The sequence below is a fragment of the Pseudidiomarina gelatinasegens genome (assembly GCF_004025325.1).
Taxonomy (GTDB): Bacteria; Pseudomonadota; Gammaproteobacteria; order Enterobacterales; family Alteromonadaceae; genus Pseudidiomarina; species Pseudidiomarina gelatinasegens.
Genome location: NZ_RSFE01000006.1, coordinates 29,926 through 46,627 on the forward strand (window position 1 = coordinate 29,926; position 16,702 = coordinate 46,627).

The 16,702-nt window shown below is 50.0% G+C and carries 18 protein-coding genes; 8 read left to right on the top strand and 10 right to left on the bottom strand.

Annotated features, from left to right (window positions below; all coding sequences use genetic code 11):
* The first annotated feature begins 315 nt into the window (after nt 1–315).
* Both EGC76_RS08795 and typA read left to right on the top strand, forming a co-directional pair.
* The gene (locus tag EGC76_RS08795) at nt 316–1,347 is read left to right on the top strand and encodes a CNNM domain-containing protein (RefSeq protein ID WP_128352624.1); all 1,032 of its coding nucleotides are present in this window, start codon (nt 316–318) and stop codon (nt 1,345–1,347) included.
* A gap of 158 nt (nt 1,348–1,505) precedes the next feature.
* Complete coding sequence (typA, locus tag EGC76_RS08800; protein WP_181950956.1) at nt 1,506–3,347, top strand: translational GTPase TypA; 1,842 nt, start codon at nt 1,506–1,508, stop codon at nt 3,345–3,347.
* A 163-nt stretch (nt 3,348–3,510) separates the two neighbouring features.
* On the opposite strand, the gene EGC76_RS08805 is transcribed toward typA, so the two are convergent.
* The 3 genes from EGC76_RS08805 to EGC76_RS08815 form a co-directional block, all read right to left on the bottom strand.
* Entirely contained in the window at nt 3,511–3,897 is a 387-nt protein-coding gene (locus tag EGC76_RS08805; RefSeq protein ID WP_128352625.1) for a GreA/GreB family elongation factor, read from the bottom strand.
* A 217-nt stretch (nt 3,898–4,114) separates the two neighbouring features.
* The gene (trhA, locus tag EGC76_RS08810; protein ID WP_128352626.1) at nt 4,115–4,771 is read right to left on the bottom strand and encodes a PAQR family membrane homeostasis protein TrhA; all 657 of its coding nucleotides are present in this window, start codon (nt 4,769–4,771) and stop codon (nt 4,115–4,117) included.
* A gap of 13 nt (nt 4,772–4,784) precedes the next feature.
* Nucleotides 4,785–5,069, bottom strand: coding sequence for a DUF3081 family protein (locus tag EGC76_RS08815; protein WP_128352627.1), 285 nt, complete (start codon nt 5,067–5,069; stop codon nt 4,785–4,787).
* Between the two features lie 148 nt (nt 5,070–5,217).
* Here EGC76_RS08815 and EGC76_RS08820 point away from each other — a divergent pair, with 148 nt between their 5' ends.
* Nucleotides 5,218–5,841 (top strand): TetR family transcriptional regulator, encoded by a 624-nt coding sequence (locus EGC76_RS08820; protein ID WP_128352628.1) that lies wholly within the window; start codon nt 5,218–5,220, stop codon nt 5,839–5,841.
* 12 nt (nt 5,842–5,853) lie between these two features.
* On the opposite strand, the gene EGC76_RS08825 is transcribed toward EGC76_RS08820, so the two are convergent.
* The 3 genes from EGC76_RS08825 to EGC76_RS08835 are packed head-to-tail and all read right to left on the bottom strand — an operon-like array spanning nt 5,854 to nt 7,771.
* Nucleotides 5,854–6,366 (bottom strand): NADPH-dependent FMN reductase, encoded by a 513-nt coding sequence (locus EGC76_RS08825; RefSeq protein WP_128352629.1) that lies wholly within the window; start codon nt 6,364–6,366, stop codon nt 5,854–5,856.
* On the bottom strand, nt 6,363–7,019 hold the full coding sequence (locus EGC76_RS08830; RefSeq protein ID WP_128352630.1) for a DUF2959 domain-containing protein: 657 nt from the start codon (nt 7,017–7,019) through the stop codon (nt 6,363–6,365). Before EGC76_RS08830 ends, EGC76_RS08825 begins: the two co-directional genes overlap by 4 nt.
* A gap of 59 nt (nt 7,020–7,078) precedes the next feature.
* Nucleotides 7,079–7,771: an SDR family NAD(P)-dependent oxidoreductase gene (locus tag EGC76_RS08835; RefSeq protein ID WP_128352631.1), complete on the bottom strand. Its 693-nt coding sequence runs from the start codon at nt 7,769–7,771 to the stop codon at nt 7,079–7,081.
* A 133-nt stretch (nt 7,772–7,904) separates the two neighbouring features.
* Between EGC76_RS08835 and EGC76_RS08840 the strand changes: the two genes are divergently transcribed.
* Genes EGC76_RS08840 through EGC76_RS08855 form a run of 4 tightly spaced genes read left to right on the top strand, consistent with a single transcriptional unit; the run spans nt 7,905 to nt 10,417 of the window.
* The gene (locus EGC76_RS08840; RefSeq protein WP_128352632.1) at nt 7,905–8,801 is read left to right on the top strand and encodes a virulence factor BrkB family protein; all 897 of its coding nucleotides are present in this window, start codon (nt 7,905–7,907) and stop codon (nt 8,799–8,801) included.
* On the top strand, nt 8,798–9,247 hold the full coding sequence (gene dtd, locus EGC76_RS08845) for a D-aminoacyl-tRNA deacylase (protein WP_128352633.1): 450 nt from the start codon (nt 8,798–8,800) through the stop codon (nt 9,245–9,247). The genes EGC76_RS08840 and dtd overlap by 4 nt, the downstream gene beginning before the upstream one ends.
* A gap of 2 nt (nt 9,248–9,249) precedes the next feature.
* Nucleotides 9,250–10,155 carry a bifunctional GNAT family N-acetyltransferase/hotdog fold thioesterase gene (locus EGC76_RS08850; RefSeq protein ID WP_128352634.1) on the top strand — a complete coding sequence of 302 codons (906 nt, stop codon included), beginning with the start codon at nt 9,250–9,252 and terminating at the stop codon, nt 10,153–10,155.
* Between the two features lie 13 nt (nt 10,156–10,168).
* Nucleotides 10,169–10,417, top strand: a complete 249-nt coding sequence (locus tag EGC76_RS08855; RefSeq protein WP_128352635.1) for a TraR/DksA family transcriptional regulator — start codon at nt 10,169–10,171, stop codon at nt 10,415–10,417.
* Here EGC76_RS08855 and hutH read toward each other — a convergent pair.
* From hutH to hutC, 3 genes are read right to left on the bottom strand one after another with little or no spacing between them, the layout of a single operon-like run.
* The gene (gene hutH / locus EGC76_RS08860; RefSeq protein WP_128352636.1) at nt 10,414–11,955 is read right to left on the bottom strand and encodes a histidine ammonia-lyase; all 1,542 of its coding nucleotides are present in this window, start codon (nt 11,953–11,955) and stop codon (nt 10,414–10,416) included. The two genes, EGC76_RS08855 and hutH, sit on opposite strands and share 4 nt — an antisense overlap.
* Complete coding sequence (gene hutU, locus EGC76_RS08865) at nt 11,952–13,631, bottom strand: urocanate hydratase (RefSeq protein ID WP_128352637.1); 1,680 nt, start codon at nt 13,629–13,631, stop codon at nt 11,952–11,954. The genes hutH and hutU overlap by 4 nt, the downstream gene beginning before the upstream one ends.
* Before the next feature lie 21 nt (nt 13,632–13,652).
* Nucleotides 13,653–14,351, bottom strand: coding sequence for a histidine utilization transcriptional repressor HutC (gene hutC / locus EGC76_RS08870; RefSeq protein ID WP_128352638.1), 699 nt, complete (start codon nt 14,349–14,351; stop codon nt 13,653–13,655).
* A gap of 113 nt (nt 14,352–14,464) precedes the next feature.
* Between hutC and hutI the strand changes: the two genes are divergently transcribed.
* Nucleotides 14,465–15,670 (top strand): imidazolonepropionase, encoded by a 1,206-nt coding sequence (hutI, locus tag EGC76_RS08875; protein ID WP_128352639.1) that lies wholly within the window; start codon nt 14,465–14,467, stop codon nt 15,668–15,670.
* Here hutI and EGC76_RS08880 read toward each other — a convergent pair.
* Entirely contained in the window at nt 15,652–16,698 is a 1,047-nt protein-coding gene (locus tag EGC76_RS08880; RefSeq protein ID WP_128352640.1) for a formimidoylglutamase, read from the bottom strand. The two genes, hutI and EGC76_RS08880, sit on opposite strands and share 19 nt — an antisense overlap.
* Nucleotides 16,699–16,702 lie beyond the last annotated feature (4 nt).

A 16,702-nucleotide genomic window follows, 5' to 3' on the forward strand; every position in this document is an offset into this window, starting at 1 on the left:
AGGCTGTAAAGTGGAAAATCTCGCAAGTTGTCTATTTTTAAGGCTTATAGCGTGGTTGTATAGTCAACTCTGCATATGATGGATGGCAGTTTAACTTGTTATTTTCTGCGAAAATTTCGCGAGGTTGGGAGGGCATGAAAAAAAAGTTGTCGAACTATCCATTAAATAGCGATGAATAGAACCAATAAATAAGTGAATAGTTATTCACGCTAACGTTAACGTAAACTCGGTTCTGCCGAAAATCATTACGTTGTTATTGTGAAATCGGCGACTCTTTGCGAGAATTCAGCATCGAAATAACCATTTGTGAGCCTCATGTTTTTATTAATTGTCTTTGCATTTATTGCTGTAGGCATCTCGTTTATCTGCTCCATTCTTGAAGCCGCTTTACTGTCTATTACGCCAAGCTATATCGCGCAGCTTCGAGAGCAGCGCCCTAAGTTGCACGCCAAGCTGGCTAAGCTCAAACACAATATCGACCGCCCACTGGCTGCAATTTTAACGCTCAATACCGTAGCGCACACCGCCGGCGCGGCTGGTGTGGGTGCGCAAGTTGGTGTGGTGTTTGGTGACGGTTATTTGGCTGTAGCGTCTGCGGTTATGACCGTGCTTATTTTGGTACTCTCAGAAATTCTACCGAAAACCATTGGCGCGAAATTCTGGCGCCAGCTAGCACCTTTATTGCCTGGAACTTTGAATTTCCTAATCAATAGCTTGCGCCCGTTTATCTGGCTTTCTGATCAAATTACCAAACGCATTGGCGGTGAAGAAAACATTGATGTGCGCTCAGAAATTAAAGCGTTGGCAATTCTCGGGCATGAACAAAAGTTAATCGACACCGACGAGCGTCGTGTGATTGGTAATATTCTCGACTTGCACACCATTCGTGTTCGCGACGTGATGACGCCACGTACGGTATGTGAATCGGTGCGCCCCGACGAAACCATCAGCGAGTTCCTGTACCGCGCCAAAACAATGCCCTATTCACGCTTCCCGGTGATTGATGCCGACGAAGTGCCGCACGGAATTATCTTACGTAACGAGGCTTTAGAAGCGGAAACCGATAAAACCGTCAACCAATTGAGCCGCAACGTTGAAGTGGTGAGCGAAACCGTGAACGTTGAAAAGCTCATGACGCTGCTGATTCAGAAACGTCAGCACATGGCCTTGGTATTCGACGAACATGGCACATGGATGGGTTTGGTAACGCTTGAGGACATTATTGAAACCATATTGGGGCAGCCAATTATGGATGAAACAGATACGATTCCGAGTCTGCGCCGTTACGCGCAGCAGCGCTGGGACAAGCGTCTCAAGCAAGAAGAGCCCCCAGAGGACGCCCAATAAAGCGTTACCTAAGCCCTCTCTCAGGTTACTCCACGTAAAAAAGCTAGCGTGTGAGGGCCTGCACGCGTATAATACGCCGCTATTTTAACCAATGGTGGAACACCACCCGCGGTGCTCTACTTTTGGGTACACACCTCGCGTTTTTACAGGCTTTATCAATGACAATTCAAGCAACAGAACTTTCCAAGCTGCGTAATATTGCAATTATTGCGCACGTTGACCATGGCAAAACAACCCTGGTTGATACCCTTCTGCAGCAATCGGGCACGCTCGAAAGCCGCGGTGGCGCTGAAGAGCGCGTCATGGACTCCAACGATCTTGAGAAAGAGCGTGGCATTACCATTTTGGCGAAAAACACAGCGGTAAACTACAACGACTACCGTATCAACATTCTGGACACTCCAGGTCACGCCGATTTCGGCGGTGAAGTTGAGCGTGTTATGTCAATGGCTGACTCAGTATTGTTGGTTGTTGACGCGGTTGACGGCCCAATGCCACAAACCCGCTTCGTAACCCAAAAAGCGTTTTCTCACGGCTTGAAGCCAATTGTTGTTGTGAACAAAATTGACCGTCCGGGCGCACGCCCTGATTGGGTTGTTGACCAAGTATTCGATTTATTCGACAACTTAGGTGCAACTGACGAACAGCTCGACTTCCCTGTGGTTTATGCATCAGCGTTAAACGGCTGGGCGACTCTTGATTACAACAACGTAACCGACAACATGACCGCCTTGTTCGAAACCATTTTGGACAAAGTGTCACCACCTGATGCTGACCGTGACGGTGCGTTACAGATGCAAATTTCACAGCTTGATTATTCAAGCTACGTGGGCATCATCGGTATCGGTCGTATTAAGCGCGGTACCTTGAAGCTTAACCAGCAGGTCACCATTGTGGGTGCTGATGGCTCGAAACGTAACGGCAAAGTAGGCCAGATCTTTGGTTACTTGGGCCTTGACCGCATTGACACCGACCAAGCAAGTGCTGGTGACATTGTTGCGGTAACCGGCTTGGGTGAATTGAAAATTTCTGACACCGTGTGTGCCGCAGGTGCTGTAGAAGCATTGCCAGCGCTAACCGTTGACGAGCCAACCGTAACCATGACCTTCCAGGTAAACACCTCACCGTTTGCAGGTAAAGAAGGTAAGTTCGTAACTTCGCGCCAAATTCTTGAGCGCTTGCAACAAGAATTGAGGCACAACGTTGCGTTGCGCGTTGAAGAAACTGACAACCCTGATCGCTTCCGTGTTTCAGGCCGTGGTGAACTGCACTTGGGCGTGTTGATTGAAAACATGCGTCGTCAAGGTTTCGAATTAGCGGTGTCACGTCCAGAAGTAATTTTGAAAGAAGAAAACGGTGTAACGCTTGAGCCGTTTGAAAACTTGACCATTGATATCGAAGAGCAGCATCAAGGCTCAGTCATGGAAAAACTCGGCATCCGTAAAGCGGAAATGACCGACATGACCCCAGATGGTAAAGGCCGTGTGCGTATCGACTTTACCGTTCCAAGCCGTGGCTTGATTGGGTTCCAAACTGAATTTATGACGCTCACTTCAGGTTCTGGCTTAATGTATAAGACCTTTGACCATTACGGCCCGCATAAAGGCGGCAAAATTGGTCAACGTGTCAACGGTGTCTTAATTTCAAATGCCACTGGTAAAGCATTAACCTATGCACTTTTCAACTTGCAAGAACGTGGTAAGTTGATGACTGCTCACGGTGATGAAGTCTACGAAGGACAAATCATTGGCGTACATAACCGCGGTAATGACTTAACCGTGAACTGTCTGAAAGGCAAGCAGCTAACCAACGTGCGAGCTTCAGGAACGGATGATGCCTTGACCTTGTCACCGCCGATTCGCTTAACGCTTGAGCAAGCACTTGAGTTTATCGATGACGATGAGCTGGTAGAAATCACGCCGAAATCGATTCGTATTCGCAAGCGTTTACTCACTGAGAACGACCGCAAGCGCGCTGGCCGTAGCAGCAAAGAAGACTAATTTTTGCTGAGCCTTAGCTCAATCTTACGTATCAAAAAAAGAGCACCTTTTCAGGTGCTCTTTTCATATTAGTCGCTTCTATTTTTCTTTTCGCGACGTTTTTCTTTTAGCGTCTTCTGTGGTTTTTTCTTCTGCTTCTCTTTACTCATGACTACTTCCCTCATCAGTTGAGTGCGATTAAGCACCAGTGGCTTTCACTGGCACGAACAGTAACTGTGAATACCGCGCCCAAGGGCACCGAAAGCAGTGCCAAACCCATAGGGGAAAGGTAAGAAACTTTTCCTTGTGTGGGGTTGGCACTGCTTGGCTCGACCAGGGTAAAACGCAAAATGGCGGGCGTGTTATCACAGTGGGTTTGGCGAATCACCACCGACGAACCTACGCGCACGCGTAAGCTCATGTTCGAGCGGGGTAATTCGGCACGTTCTAGGCGTTGAAAAAGCTCCGCCAAGACCAAGGGATCGTGTAAAACACGATACTGCTGACATTGGAAAATACGATGGTTAAAACATTGCGATGAGTCACAATGACCCAATACACGCGCAAGCACGGCTTTTCTCCTACCGAACTAAAACACGAAAATTAAAATATGGTTTTTGGGAATACAGACATGTGCCGATTGCAGGAATGCAATCGGCTTAATTTGGAAAGGTGAGCGCGGTACTCAAAATTGAATAATCGTACTTAAACATGGTGGTCCTCTTAATCTGGAGGCAACCATAGCCCTTCGCTATCGGAAAGGCAAGCTGAATAAGCTAGGGAGAATTTTAGAGCATCTGCGGTTGCGGCAACACGAAATAAAACACTGAAAGGAAGTGTAGAACGCTGCCAACCAACACGAATAGATGCCAAATGGCATGGTGAAAGCGCAGCGATTTCCATACATAAAACACAACACCGAAGGTGTAGGCCAGGCCGCCAGCCAGGAGCAACCACAAACCGCCGGCTGCGACGTTCTCTAGCATCGGCTTAATCACGATAAGTGCCATCCAGCCTAAGCCCAGATAAAGGCTCAGCGACAGCCACTTTTTACGCTCCGCAATGGCCAGCTCAAGCACCACACCAATAATCGCGATGCCCCACACCACGCCGAGCAATGACCAGCCCCAAACACCACGCAAACTGACCAGTGCAAATGGGGTGTAAGTACCTGCTATGAGTACGTAAATGGCCGCGTGGTCCATTTGCTGGAAGAAAGCTTTAATGCGCGGCCACGGAAACGCGTGATAAAAGGTGGATGAGGTATACAGTAGAATCAGGCTGGCACCATAGATGCTGGCACTGACCACGTGGTAAGTGTCGCCATAGCTAACCGCCCACACCAACATGAACACCAAGCCAACAATGGCAGCTATCGCCCCAACACCATGGGTAAGCGCATGCGCCACTTCTTCTGCTACGCTGTAGCCTTCTGCATTACTCACAATTCATTCCTACCTATTCTTCGCCACGCTCTGGGGTGTAATGCCCCTTACTGATGTTCTCAAGCGCTTTCATAAAGTTTTCAAACTGACGCTCATTGTCGTAGTCCAAATGGTACTTGTTGTGAAACTCGAGCCGCATTTTTACGCCTTGCCCTTCAAGGTACACCGTATAACCGTCAAAATCGGTATAACCAGTAATGCCCTCTAGAGTGCGACGCCCTTCGTCGTCCGCTTTGCCGTACTCATGGATGGTTTCAAAAGCATCAAGCACGAGCCGTTGGTCAATATCATTTTTCATGGTCGACCTCCTTCCTAAGTAAGAGACTTCTACAGCATAACATCGTTTATTCGTGTATTTGTTGATCTTTCTTCAAACAAACATACATACATGCATGTTTGTTTAATTTCGATTATAATACAACCACTACTACGTAATGAGGTGACTTGTGGTTCGTCGTACAAAAGAAGATGCTTTAACAACGCGTGGAGAGCTGCTTGATGCGGCCGAGCGCTTGTTTAGTGAAAAAGGTGTGTCTAACACATCGATGAACCAAGTTGCGGAAGCCGCTGGGGTAACACGTGGTGCCATTTATCACCATTTTCAAAACAAGCTCGACTTAATCGACGCGCTGATGGAGCGCGTGCGCTTGCCCGTTGATGAAATGCGCGATGAACTGGCACAAACCTATCAAGGCGACCCAATTTCGTTGCTCCGCGCACGTTGCCTGCACATTATTGGTCAAGTACAAGATGATCCGCACACCCAAGCACTTGTGAATATATTGCTGCACAAGTGCGAATACGTCGACGATGCCTTACCGATTCATTTGCGCCATTTAGGTGGCCGTAATGCGTGTATTACGGAATGCATTTTGTTAGCTGACAAAGCTAAAACACAAGGGCTAGTGGACGAAAAATACGATTCTAAAGCGGCCGTAATTGGACTATTTAGTTTAGTCGACGGTTTGCTGTACAACTGGCTGCTTGATCAAGATTACTTTGACCTTTCCCAAACAGCCACTCAAGCTATTGATACCTACCTAGCAGGGCTAAAACCGCGCGGCGCTTAAGCTTCGTGGCGGTTAATCACCCTGGCGCAAAAACGCGCGAATCTGTTCTTCGTCCAAGTTGTTAATGGCTTGTGCGCTGGCCTGTGGACAACTTAAAAACATTGGCGCCACCCAGCTTTGTACAGCACCCATAACCACCATCAAATGGGTCATGGCACGCATGGCACCGAGCCGCCCCGGCGAAGCGCCCGCCAGCAACACATTTTTACCAACCCAGGGGTTTTGTTCTAAGCGCGTGGTCCAGTCGATGGCATTTTTTAACAGTGCTGGAATCGAACTGTTGTATTCCGGTGTCACAATGACAATTTTAGTGGCATCGGAAATTGCGGTTGCCAGTTTTTGCGTGTTAGACGGCACGCCGTTTTCTTGTTCATCGTCGCCGTTATAAATTGGCGCATCCAACTCTTCTGCGGCATACACATAACATGCGCGGCCGTCAGCTTCTGCCACATCAGCTATGCGTTGCTGCAATTTTCGATTGAGTGATTCGGTACGGCTGCTTCCTGCTAAAATAAGTACACTCACTGCGATCCCTCCTGCATGGATTCAATAAAGGCATTGGATTCTTGAATTGCGGTTTCCATTTCACGAATCAATAAGTCAACATCGTTGCTTAAACTGCGGTATTCACCGCGAATGGCATCCACAGCTTTAGCATTTAGGTTGTGCTTTAAGTACAGCACATTATCTTGCAGTTTCGACAACACGGGGTCCATGGTGGCAGCAGCACGTTCCATGCTTTGCAATAAGCTGGTGTAACGGCGCTCAGTTGCACGCAGTGAACGCTCACTTTCGCGGCGCATTGTGTCATTACTGTACAATTCCAGTTCATCTTGCCATTCATCAAACAGTGCTTGGGCAACGTCGTCAATGGCTTCAATGCGATCATAAACGCGTTCAGCCGCACTTTTGCTGCTTTCGTAGTCGTCATTGAGCGCGTTGTAGCGCGCCTCCAATTCGCCGCCATCGAACTGCAACAGCTCATCTAAACGCTGCAGAGCTGACTTAAACTCTTCCTGAGCGTCGGATTGTGCATCGCGCGCATCATCAACGCGATCAACGAGAATATCGCGTTTGTGCACGCCTACTTTTTCCATGGCACCGTAGTAAGCACTTTGACAGCCAGTAAGTACCATGGCGATTGCAAGTGCCCACACTAAGGTTAATAGCTTTCGCATAACCGCTCCTTTGCTAATTTTGCAGGCACATGCCTGAGCTCATCTGCGGTCAGTATAGCTTAATAGGGTAAAGCCGAACCATCCCAATGCCAAAATCCGCCTGAATTTTCAGCAGTTAGGTTGTGAATGACCGCTGCAATGCGTGCTGCCGACTGCTCAGGCGTATACAACTTCCCTGCTGGCAAACGTTGTTGAAATGGTTTCGATAGCTGGGTGTCGGTGGTGCCAGGATGGATTGCCGCAATGCATAACTGCTTATGGGTTCGCTTTAATTCAATTGAGGCTGTTTTAAGCAGCATATTCAATGCGGCTTTACTGGCGCGGTAGCTGTACCAACCGCCCAAGTAATTGTCGGTGGTGCTGCCAACTTTTGCGCTAAGTTGCGCCCAAACACAAGGCGCTTTATTCGGTAACACTGGCAATAGCTGTTGCAGCAGTAGAATAGGTAGTACCGCGTTAACATGAAAGGTTTGCTCTAACTGCTCGAGGTTAACGTCAGCAAGCCGTTTTTCTGGCATAAACCCGTTGGTGTGCAAGATGCCAAGCGTACTAATCACCACATCAGGTTGCTGCAATTGCGGGCGAATGGCTTGCAAGCTTTCCAAGCTGTAATCGGCCAGGGTAAACCATTGGCCGGGCTGATCGCTCATGTGCTGCCGACTTAAAGCCTGCACCGTGGCGCCCTGGTTTGCGTAATAACGCACCAGAGCCTGACCCAAACCACCGCCGGCACCAATCACTAATACCTGCATGACACGTCTCCTAAAGGGTGTTGCTGACGCAATCCTTTATTGGCTAACAAATTAGAACAAGGTATGTTGTTTACGCAATCTACAGGGTTTGGGATTATAGTGGTGGCATAGGTTGCACCAAAATGAGGATACGATGACCGACGAATCTGCGGAACAGTCAGCACAAGAGCGCTGGTTAGAGCGCGCTCGCAAGGCTTGGCGCTTTTTAAAATATTACGGCAAACGCTGCTTGGATGACCGTGTAACCATTGTTGCCGGGCATTTGACCTTTGTTAGCATGCTGGCATTGGTACCGTTGCTGGTCGTGATGTTCTCGGTATTTTCTGCGTTTCCTATGTTTGAGCAACTCAAAGAAGAGCTCGAAAAATTATTGTTTGCCAATTTACTGCCTACCTCAGGCGAAGTGATTAGCGAATACCTTGATCAGTTTGTCACCAATGTTTCGAAAATGACCACTGTTGGGGTGATTTTTGTAATTGTGGTGGCGGTGAACTTAATTAGCACCATTGATGCCACCATGAACCGCATCTGGCGTAATCACAAGCGCCGCCGCATGGTGGTGGCGCTGGCTGTATATTGGATGATTCTAACCCTTGGCCCACTGTTAATGGGCTCAGGCATGGCGGTTACGTCTTACGTGATTTCATTAACAGCAGTGGCCGAAGAATACGTGTCAGGTTTGCGCACCACGTTATTAAGCATTGTGCCCCTGCTGACCTCGTTGGTTGCCTTTATGCTGTTGTACATCATGATGCCAAACCGTATAGTGCGCGCCAAACATGCCTTTTGGGGTGCATTGCTGGCGGCAATTCTGTTTGAACTCAGCAAAAGTGGTTTTGCCGCATACGTTACGGCGTTCCCAAGTTATCAAGCCATTTATGGTGCTTTGTCGGTTATTCCAATTTTGCTACTGTGGATTTTTGTGTCTTGGAATATCGTATTACTTGGTGCCGAATTAACCGCCAGCATTGAAGAATTTTTTGACCCGCCAGAAACGGGCGAAGAACAAATAAAAGAAGGCACTGAATGAAAGCATTGATTCAACGCGTTAGCGAAGCATCGGTGACAATTGCTGGTAAGCGCGTGGGTGAAATACAGCAGGGGCTATTGGTTTTATTGGGCATTGAACGCGACGACGGTTTAGACGATGTAACCAAGCTGGCAAAGAAAGTTGCAAGCTACCGTGTGTTTGCCGATGCCGATGACAAAATGAATTTAAGCGTGCACGATATTGCCGGTGGCGTATTGGTCGTGTCGCAATTTACCTTAGCCGCGGATACTAATTCGGGGCGTCGTCCAAGCTTTTCGTCAGCCGCGCCACCAGACCAAGCAGAACCACTTTATCGTGCGTTTGTGAACGCACTGCAACAACAGGGAATAACGACCGCAACCGGCGAATTTGGTGCTGATATGGCGGTCGCGCTGGTTAACGACGGACCCGTCACCTTTATGTTGCATTCAACTAACAAGGGCTAAGCATGTATCGTGTTATCGCGCCGGAAACGCCGGAACAGTTTGCAACCTATTATGATTTACGCTGGCGTGTGCTACGCGAGCCGTTTCAGCGCCCTCGCGGCTCAGAGCAAGACGAGTATGACCAGGTAGGCATTCATCGCATGGTGGTCAACAGTGCGGGGCAAGCTGTTGCGGTAGGGCGTTTGCACTTTAACAGCCCTGATGAAGGCCAGATTCGGTTTATGGCCTCAGCGCCCGAACACCGTGGCGAAGGCCATGGTGTGGCGATTGTTTATGAATTGGAAAAAGTTGCGCGCGCAGAAGGCGCTAAACATATTGTTATTAACTCACGCGACAACACCTTAGGGTTCTATATCAAGTGCGGTTATGAAGTGGTGGAAGAAGGCGATCGCGTTAAAAACCCACAAGCAGAACACCAACTGCGTAAAACGCTGACCGAATTTAACCGTATTATTTATCGGCCCAGCTGGTGTGCTGAACTGCAAAAAACTTGGCACGAAGAAATTCCAATTTCTGAAACCATGGGCATTCGCATTACCCAATACACCGGGCGTGATTTTGAAACAACAGCCACGTTGTCGCGCAATATCAATGTGCACGGCACCATGTTTGCTGGCAGTATTTATTCGCTTGCCACCTTGACGTGCTGGGGGTTACTGCATTTACAATTGCGCGAACGGGAGCTTGAAGGCGCCGTGGTGTTAGCCGATGGGCAAATTCACTACCATAAACCGGTAAGCCGTGAACCACGCGCAGTAGCGCGCTTGTCCGCAATGACCGGTGATTTGTCGGCACTAACGATGGGGAAAAATGCACGGGTTACCCTAAAGTCACAAGTATTTGACGGAGATAAACCAGTCGCCGAATTTACCGGCCAGTTTGTTGTGCTAGCCAAAAACGAAAAATAAGAAGGACGTTAACATGAGTGATTCTTTATCCGCCCAGCAGTTGTTACGTATTCGCAGTAAACTTGAAACCATCGTGACGGAGCAAGCCGGCACTCGTCGCGCCGACCATTGCGAAGCCGCTTTGCAACGCATGCGCAGTGGTGAATATGGCTATTGCGTAGAATGCGGCGAAGAAATCTCCGCCGCACGTTTGGCCGCAAAACCTGAAGTGGCTTTATGTGTTGACTGCCAAGCATTGAAAGACGAAGAAGAGGACGCTTAAGCGTCCTCCAGCACTGCCCCTTCCTGCACTAAATTGTGCAAGCTACCTTGCTCAATCAAATCAGCTATCGCTTTGATATCCGGCGCAAAATAACGGTCTTGATCGTAAAAGCTTACTTGCGCGCGCACGCGCACATGCGCTTCTTCAATAGCCGCCGCTGCAGTTAGAGGACGACGGAAGTCGAGCGCTTGTGAAGCTTCTAATAGCTCAATAGCAACAATGTCGCGAATATTGCATGCAATGTCGGTCAACCGACGCGCCGCAAAGGTTGCCATCGACACGTGGTCTTCCTGATTTGCCGAGGTAGGTAAGCTATCCACAGACGCAGGGTGGGCTAAGGTTTTATTCTCTGAGGCAAGTGCTGCTGCGGTAACTTGCGCCAACATAAAGCCTGAATTCACACCACCGTCGTTCACCAAAAATGGTGGCAAGTTACTCAAGTGGTGATCAATAAGCAGCGCACTGCGGCGCTCAGACAACGCACCAATTTCACTGGCTGCAATGGCCAAAATATCGGCCGCCATGGCTACCGGTTCAGCGTGGAAGTTACCGCCTGAAATGATGTCGCCGTTGTCACTGAATACCAACGGGTTATCAGTCACGCCATTGGCTTCACGCACCAATATTTTGCTGGCGTGCTGCATCTGATCAAACACCGCGCCCATTACTTGTGGCTGACAACGCAGTGAGTATGGGTCTTGTACCTTTTCACAGTTTTCATGATTAGCGCCGATCTCTGAGCTGTCACCCAACAGACTACGGAAGGTTTGTGCTACAGCGATCTGACCGGGCTGTCCGCGCACCGCATGAATGCGCGCGTCGAACGGTGACCGCGAGCCCATGGCGGCTTCTACAGCCATCGCGCCAGTCACTAGGGCGGCATTAAACACCCGCTCAATTTGAAACAAGCCGTGCAGCGCTAATGCGGTGGAGGCTTGCGTGCCATTGAGCAGCGCTAAGCCCTCTTTTGGCGCTAAAGCTCCGAGCGGTTTCAACCCGGCTTTGGCCATGCCTTCTACGGCCGGATAAACTTTACCGCCAACGCGCACTTCGCCCTCGCCAAGCAGTGGCAACACCATGTGTGCAAGTGGTGCTAAATCGCCTGACGCACCAACTGAGCCTTTACTTGGCACGCAGGGGTACACTTCATGGTTAAGTAGGTTGGTAAGCGCATCGATAACTTCGCGTCGTACACCGGAGAAACCACGGCTAAGCGAGTTAATTTTCAGTAGTAGCATCAGCCGTACTACGGTATCGCTCATGAGTTCTTGTACGCCCGCGGCATGCGATAACACAATGCGTCGCTGCAAGTCTTCGAGTTTTTCTGGCGGAATACGGGTGTTTGCCAGCAAGCCAAAACCGGTATTAATGCCATACACCACTTTGCCCGTGGCAAGCACGTTCGCAACAGTTTGCTGAGAGCGGGTAATCACTGCATCGGCGTCGGTGTGCAAGCTCAACTGGTAGGGCTGGTGCCACCATTGGCGAAGTTGGCCAAGTGACAATGTACCGGGTTGTAATTCAAATGCGTTGCTCATGACTTGCCCTCCAACATTGGTAAGTCTAGACCTTGTTCGCGTGCACAGTTTTGTGCAATTTCGTAACCAGCGTCGGCATGCCGCATTACGCCAGTACCTGGGTCATTCCAAAGCACTCGGCTTAGCCGCTGGTCGGCAGCGTCTGTGCCATCGGCAACAATCACCACGCCTGAATGCTGCGAGTAGCCCATGCCAACGCCACCACCATGGTGCAAACTTACCCACGTAGCGCCGCCCGCAGTATTTAGCAGCGCGTTTAATAATGGCCAATCAGAAACTGCGTCAGAACCGTCCAACATGCTTTCGGTTTCGCGGTTCGGGCTGGCAACAGAACCCGAATCAAGGTGATCACGACCAATGACGATGGGCGCTTTAAGTTCGCCGTTTTTAACCATCTGGTTGAAGGCGCGTGCAATGCGCGCGCGGTCTTTTAAACCAATCCAGCAAATACGTGCCGGTAATCCCTGAAAGCTAATACGCTCGCGCGCCATGTCCAGCCAGTTATGCAAATGTGGGTCATCGGGAATCAGTTCTTTTACTTTGGCATCGGTTTTATAGATGTCTTCCGGGTCACCGGATAGCGCCACCCAACGAAACGGTCCAATGCCTTCACAGAACAACGGACGAATATAAGCGGGTACGAAACCTGGGAAGTCAAAGGCATTGTCGACACCCACATCTTTCGCCATTTGACGAATGTTGTTGCCATAATCCAGGGTGGCTGCGCCGCGCTCTTGCAGAGTTAACATAGCGCGCACTTGTACGGCCATCGACTCTTTTGCTGCCTGTACCGTTGCTGTTGCATCGGTTTCTTGACGTGCTTGATAATCAGCAAGGCTCCAACCTTGCGGCAGGTAGCCGTGCAGCGGGTCATGTGCTGAGGTTTGGTCGGTTACAACATCTGGGGTTACACCCCGTTTAACCAGTTCTGCAAACACATCAGCGGCGTTACCAAGTAACCCAACTGAAATGGCACGACCATCACTGCGAGCTTGCTCGAGCAATTCCAGTGCTTGGTCCAATGAGGTTGCTTTGTAATCAAGGTAGCGAGTACGTAAACGAAAATCGATGCGTGTTTCGTCCACTTCCACGGCCAACATACTGTAGCCAGCCATAGTGGCTGCTAATGGCTGCGCACCACCCATGCCGCCTAAGCCACCGGTGACAATCCAACGGCCTTTGGTGGTGCCATTGAAATGCTGGCGCGCCACCGACACAAAGGTTTCATAAGTACCCTGCACAATGCCTTGCGAGCCAATGTATATCCATGAACCCGCTGTCATTTGGCCATACATCATCAGGCCTTGCTTATCGAGCTCGTTAAAATGTTCCCAGTTTGCCCACTGTGGCACAAGGTTTGAATTTGCTATCAGTACTCGCGGCGCGTCTTCATGCGTTGGGAATACCCCCACCGGCTTACCCGACTGCACCAACAGCGTTTCGGTCGGTTTCAGGCGCTCTAATACTTCAACAATCTTGTCATAGGCTTCCCAGCTGCGCGCTGCCCGGCCAATGCCGCCGTACACAACCAATGCTTGTGGGTGCTCAGCAACTTCATCGTCGAGGTTGTTCATAAGCATGCGCTTTGCAGCTTCAATCTGCCAATTGGCAGTCGTGAGCTTGCTGCCGTGATCGGCACGAATTTTTCGACTTTTATCTAAACGAGTAAAACTCATAACCTTTTCCATCCTTACTGCTTATGGCTTAAATGTTAAATGCCCGCCCAGCACAAAGCGTGAGCCTGGGTGGGTGAGAATTGCGTAGGTCACCACGCCCGCGTCACTCCAGGTACGGCGAATAATTCGCAAACATGGTTCGGGCTTGGCTAAGTCCAGCCATTCACAAACTTGAGCGCTCGGCGTGACCGCTTCAATTTGATGACTCGCTTCGGTAAGTGGTGCCGAAGCACTTAAGTATTCATGGGGGGTAATATAGGTAAAATCTTGGCGCAAATAATCGGCAGCCACGGCTGGGTTCACATAACGCTCTTCAACCTGCACCGCCAAGTCATTTTCAAAATGGGTTATTACCGAATAAAACACCGGACTTTCGGGCTCCAGTGCCAATTGTTCGGCAATCTGTAAACTGGCTGGCACTTGTTTCAACACATGCACATGGGCAACGTAATCATGGTTACGGGCACGAATTTCGTCTGCAATATTGCGAATCGCCATGAACGAGGTTTGTGATTTAAGCGGCGCAACATAAGTGCCAGAACCCTTGCTACGAATCACTAGCCCTTCATCGGCGAGTTCTTGCAACGCGCGGCGAGCCGTCATGCGACTTACTTTAAATTGCGTTGCTAGAGCATTCTCAGAGCTTACCGGATGATTTTCCGGCCATTCCCCGGTCGCAATTTTGCTATAAAGATGCTGCTTTATTTTGGAAAATTTCATGGAAATCCTCACTGCAAGTGGCGCTGTCGAGTACTTACTGTCGAGAGTTATTAGATTGTGCTAAAGTGTAGGCATATTGAATTGTATATACAAGTAGTCGCGGGGAAATTTTTATGACAACGCCTTTACAGCGCATTCACAACGTGCGCCTCGCTACCATGACAGACGCCGGTTACGGGCTCATTGACGATGGTGTGGTGGTTTTTGATCAAAGCCAAATTCTTTACGCGGGAGCACGTAGTAAAGCGCCCGAATACCCACAGGCAGAACAGATTGATGGGTACGGTGGGTTGCTGACCCCAGGCTTGATTGATTGCCACACGCACTTAGTCTGGGCTGGCTCGCGTGCCGATGAATTTGCTCAACGTTTGCATGGTGTCAGTTATGCCGATATTGCCGCTCAAGGCGGTGGCATCGCGGCAACTGTCCGCGCAACGCGTGCAGCCACAGAGCAACAATTAGTAGCGGTGACCGAGCCGCGACTAAAAGCCCTGATGCGCGAAGGCGTAACGACCGTTGAAATAAAATCAGGCTACGGTCTTAGTCTTGCTGACGAGCGCAAACAGCTGCGTGCAGCACGGCAACTTGCGGTGCAACACCCAGTAAGCGTTGCAACCACGCTGTTAGCAGCCCATGCCGTTCCCCCCGAGTTCAAAGACCGCGCTGATGCGTACATTGATGAGGTGGTAAATTGCATCATTCCAACGCTTGCCAATGAAGGCTTAGCGGATGCTGTTGATGCATTTTGTGAATCGGTCGGGTTCAGCCCTGCACAAACAGAGCGTGTATTCCAAGCAGCAAAAGCCGCCAATCTGCCCGTTAAGTTGCATGCTGAACAATTAAGTAACCAGCACGGCAGCGCTCTTGCAGCAAGCTATCAGGCGCTTTCGTGTGATCATTTAGAGTACCTTGATGAAGCTGGCGTAAAAGCAATGGCTGCTGCAGGCACAGTGGCTGTTTTGTTACCTGGCGCGTTTTATTTCTTACGTGAAACCAAGCAGCCGCCGCTTGCGCTTTTGCGCGAACACGGTGTACCTATTGCAGTTTCGACAGATGCAAACCCAGGCACGTCGCCAATTCTAAGCCTGCAGTTAATGTTGCAGATGGCCGCAACGTTGTTCCGAATGACACCAGAAGAATGTTTGCGTGGCGTAACCGTGAACGCAGCAAAGGCCCTTGGGCTGAATGACCGCGGCCAGTTACGCGAAGGCTTACGCGCTGATTTGTGTTTATGGAATGTGGATGACCCGGCTGCGCTTACCTATCAGTTTGGAACCAATCCATTGGCGGCATGCTGGCATCAAGGTGCGCGGCGCTGAAATCCATGCAGATAAGCAAGTACTAACTCACTCAGCAATTGAGCGCACGCCATATCGCCGGCTTCACGGCCGGCCGGGTGCAAGCTCGGTGCAGCTTCGGCCAAATGCAGATAGCGGGTGCGCGGCAGACTCGCGAGTTTCTCGACCAAGCTATAAGCATTTGCCACCGGTAATCCATTGAAGTTTATCGCACTAGCAGGAACACCGTGCAGCGCGTCTACGTCAATTTCAACGCCTAGTGGTACGTGCCAAGCTTCGGCTTTTGCCGCCGTTGCCTCAAGCTCTAGAGTCCAATCAGTGCAATAGAGTTCGTGCACGCTGCGATAGGTAAACTCTGCATCAACCAGTTGCTTTAAACTTTCGGCGTTATTTTTCCCTTCATGCAAGCCCACCACGTGATAGTGCGCCAAGGCGCCATCCATATAGGCATAGCTAAAGCCGTTTCCGCTATGGCGACCTTCGCGAGCACGAAAATCAGCATGTGGGTCAAGATTCACCGCTCCAACCGGTTCGCCGGATGCTTGTTGCAAAGCAGTAAGCAACGGGTATGCATTGTTATGCCCGCCACCAATAAGTATCACATCAAAACCGCCTTCAAACAGCGGCAATAGAACTTGACTAACACGCTGGTCTAAACGTTCACAAAGCTCGCGTAGCAGCGCTAACTCGCCGCTGTCCGTGTTACGAAGTGCGTCGCCCTGCTGTTGCAAATCATCGCACTGCACCTGGCCTACCATCAACAATTCATGGTCAGCAATCATCGGATTCGATTGCAACGCCAATAACCCTTTTAGAGCGGCAGAAAACGCATGTTCAGCGCCGCCACGGCCTAAGTTTGCACGTGGCCCAATGGATTCGGGCACGCCGACGATGGCAATGCGTTGACCATTTTCCCACGCCTGCTGGATAGCCTGATGATAGGCATGAACATCAGCAATTTCAGGTAGGCAATTAACGGTTTGACCGAGGCGAACCTCGCCGCTACGTGGTGTTACCCACGCAGCGGAATCTATCGGAGTTAGAAACATAACA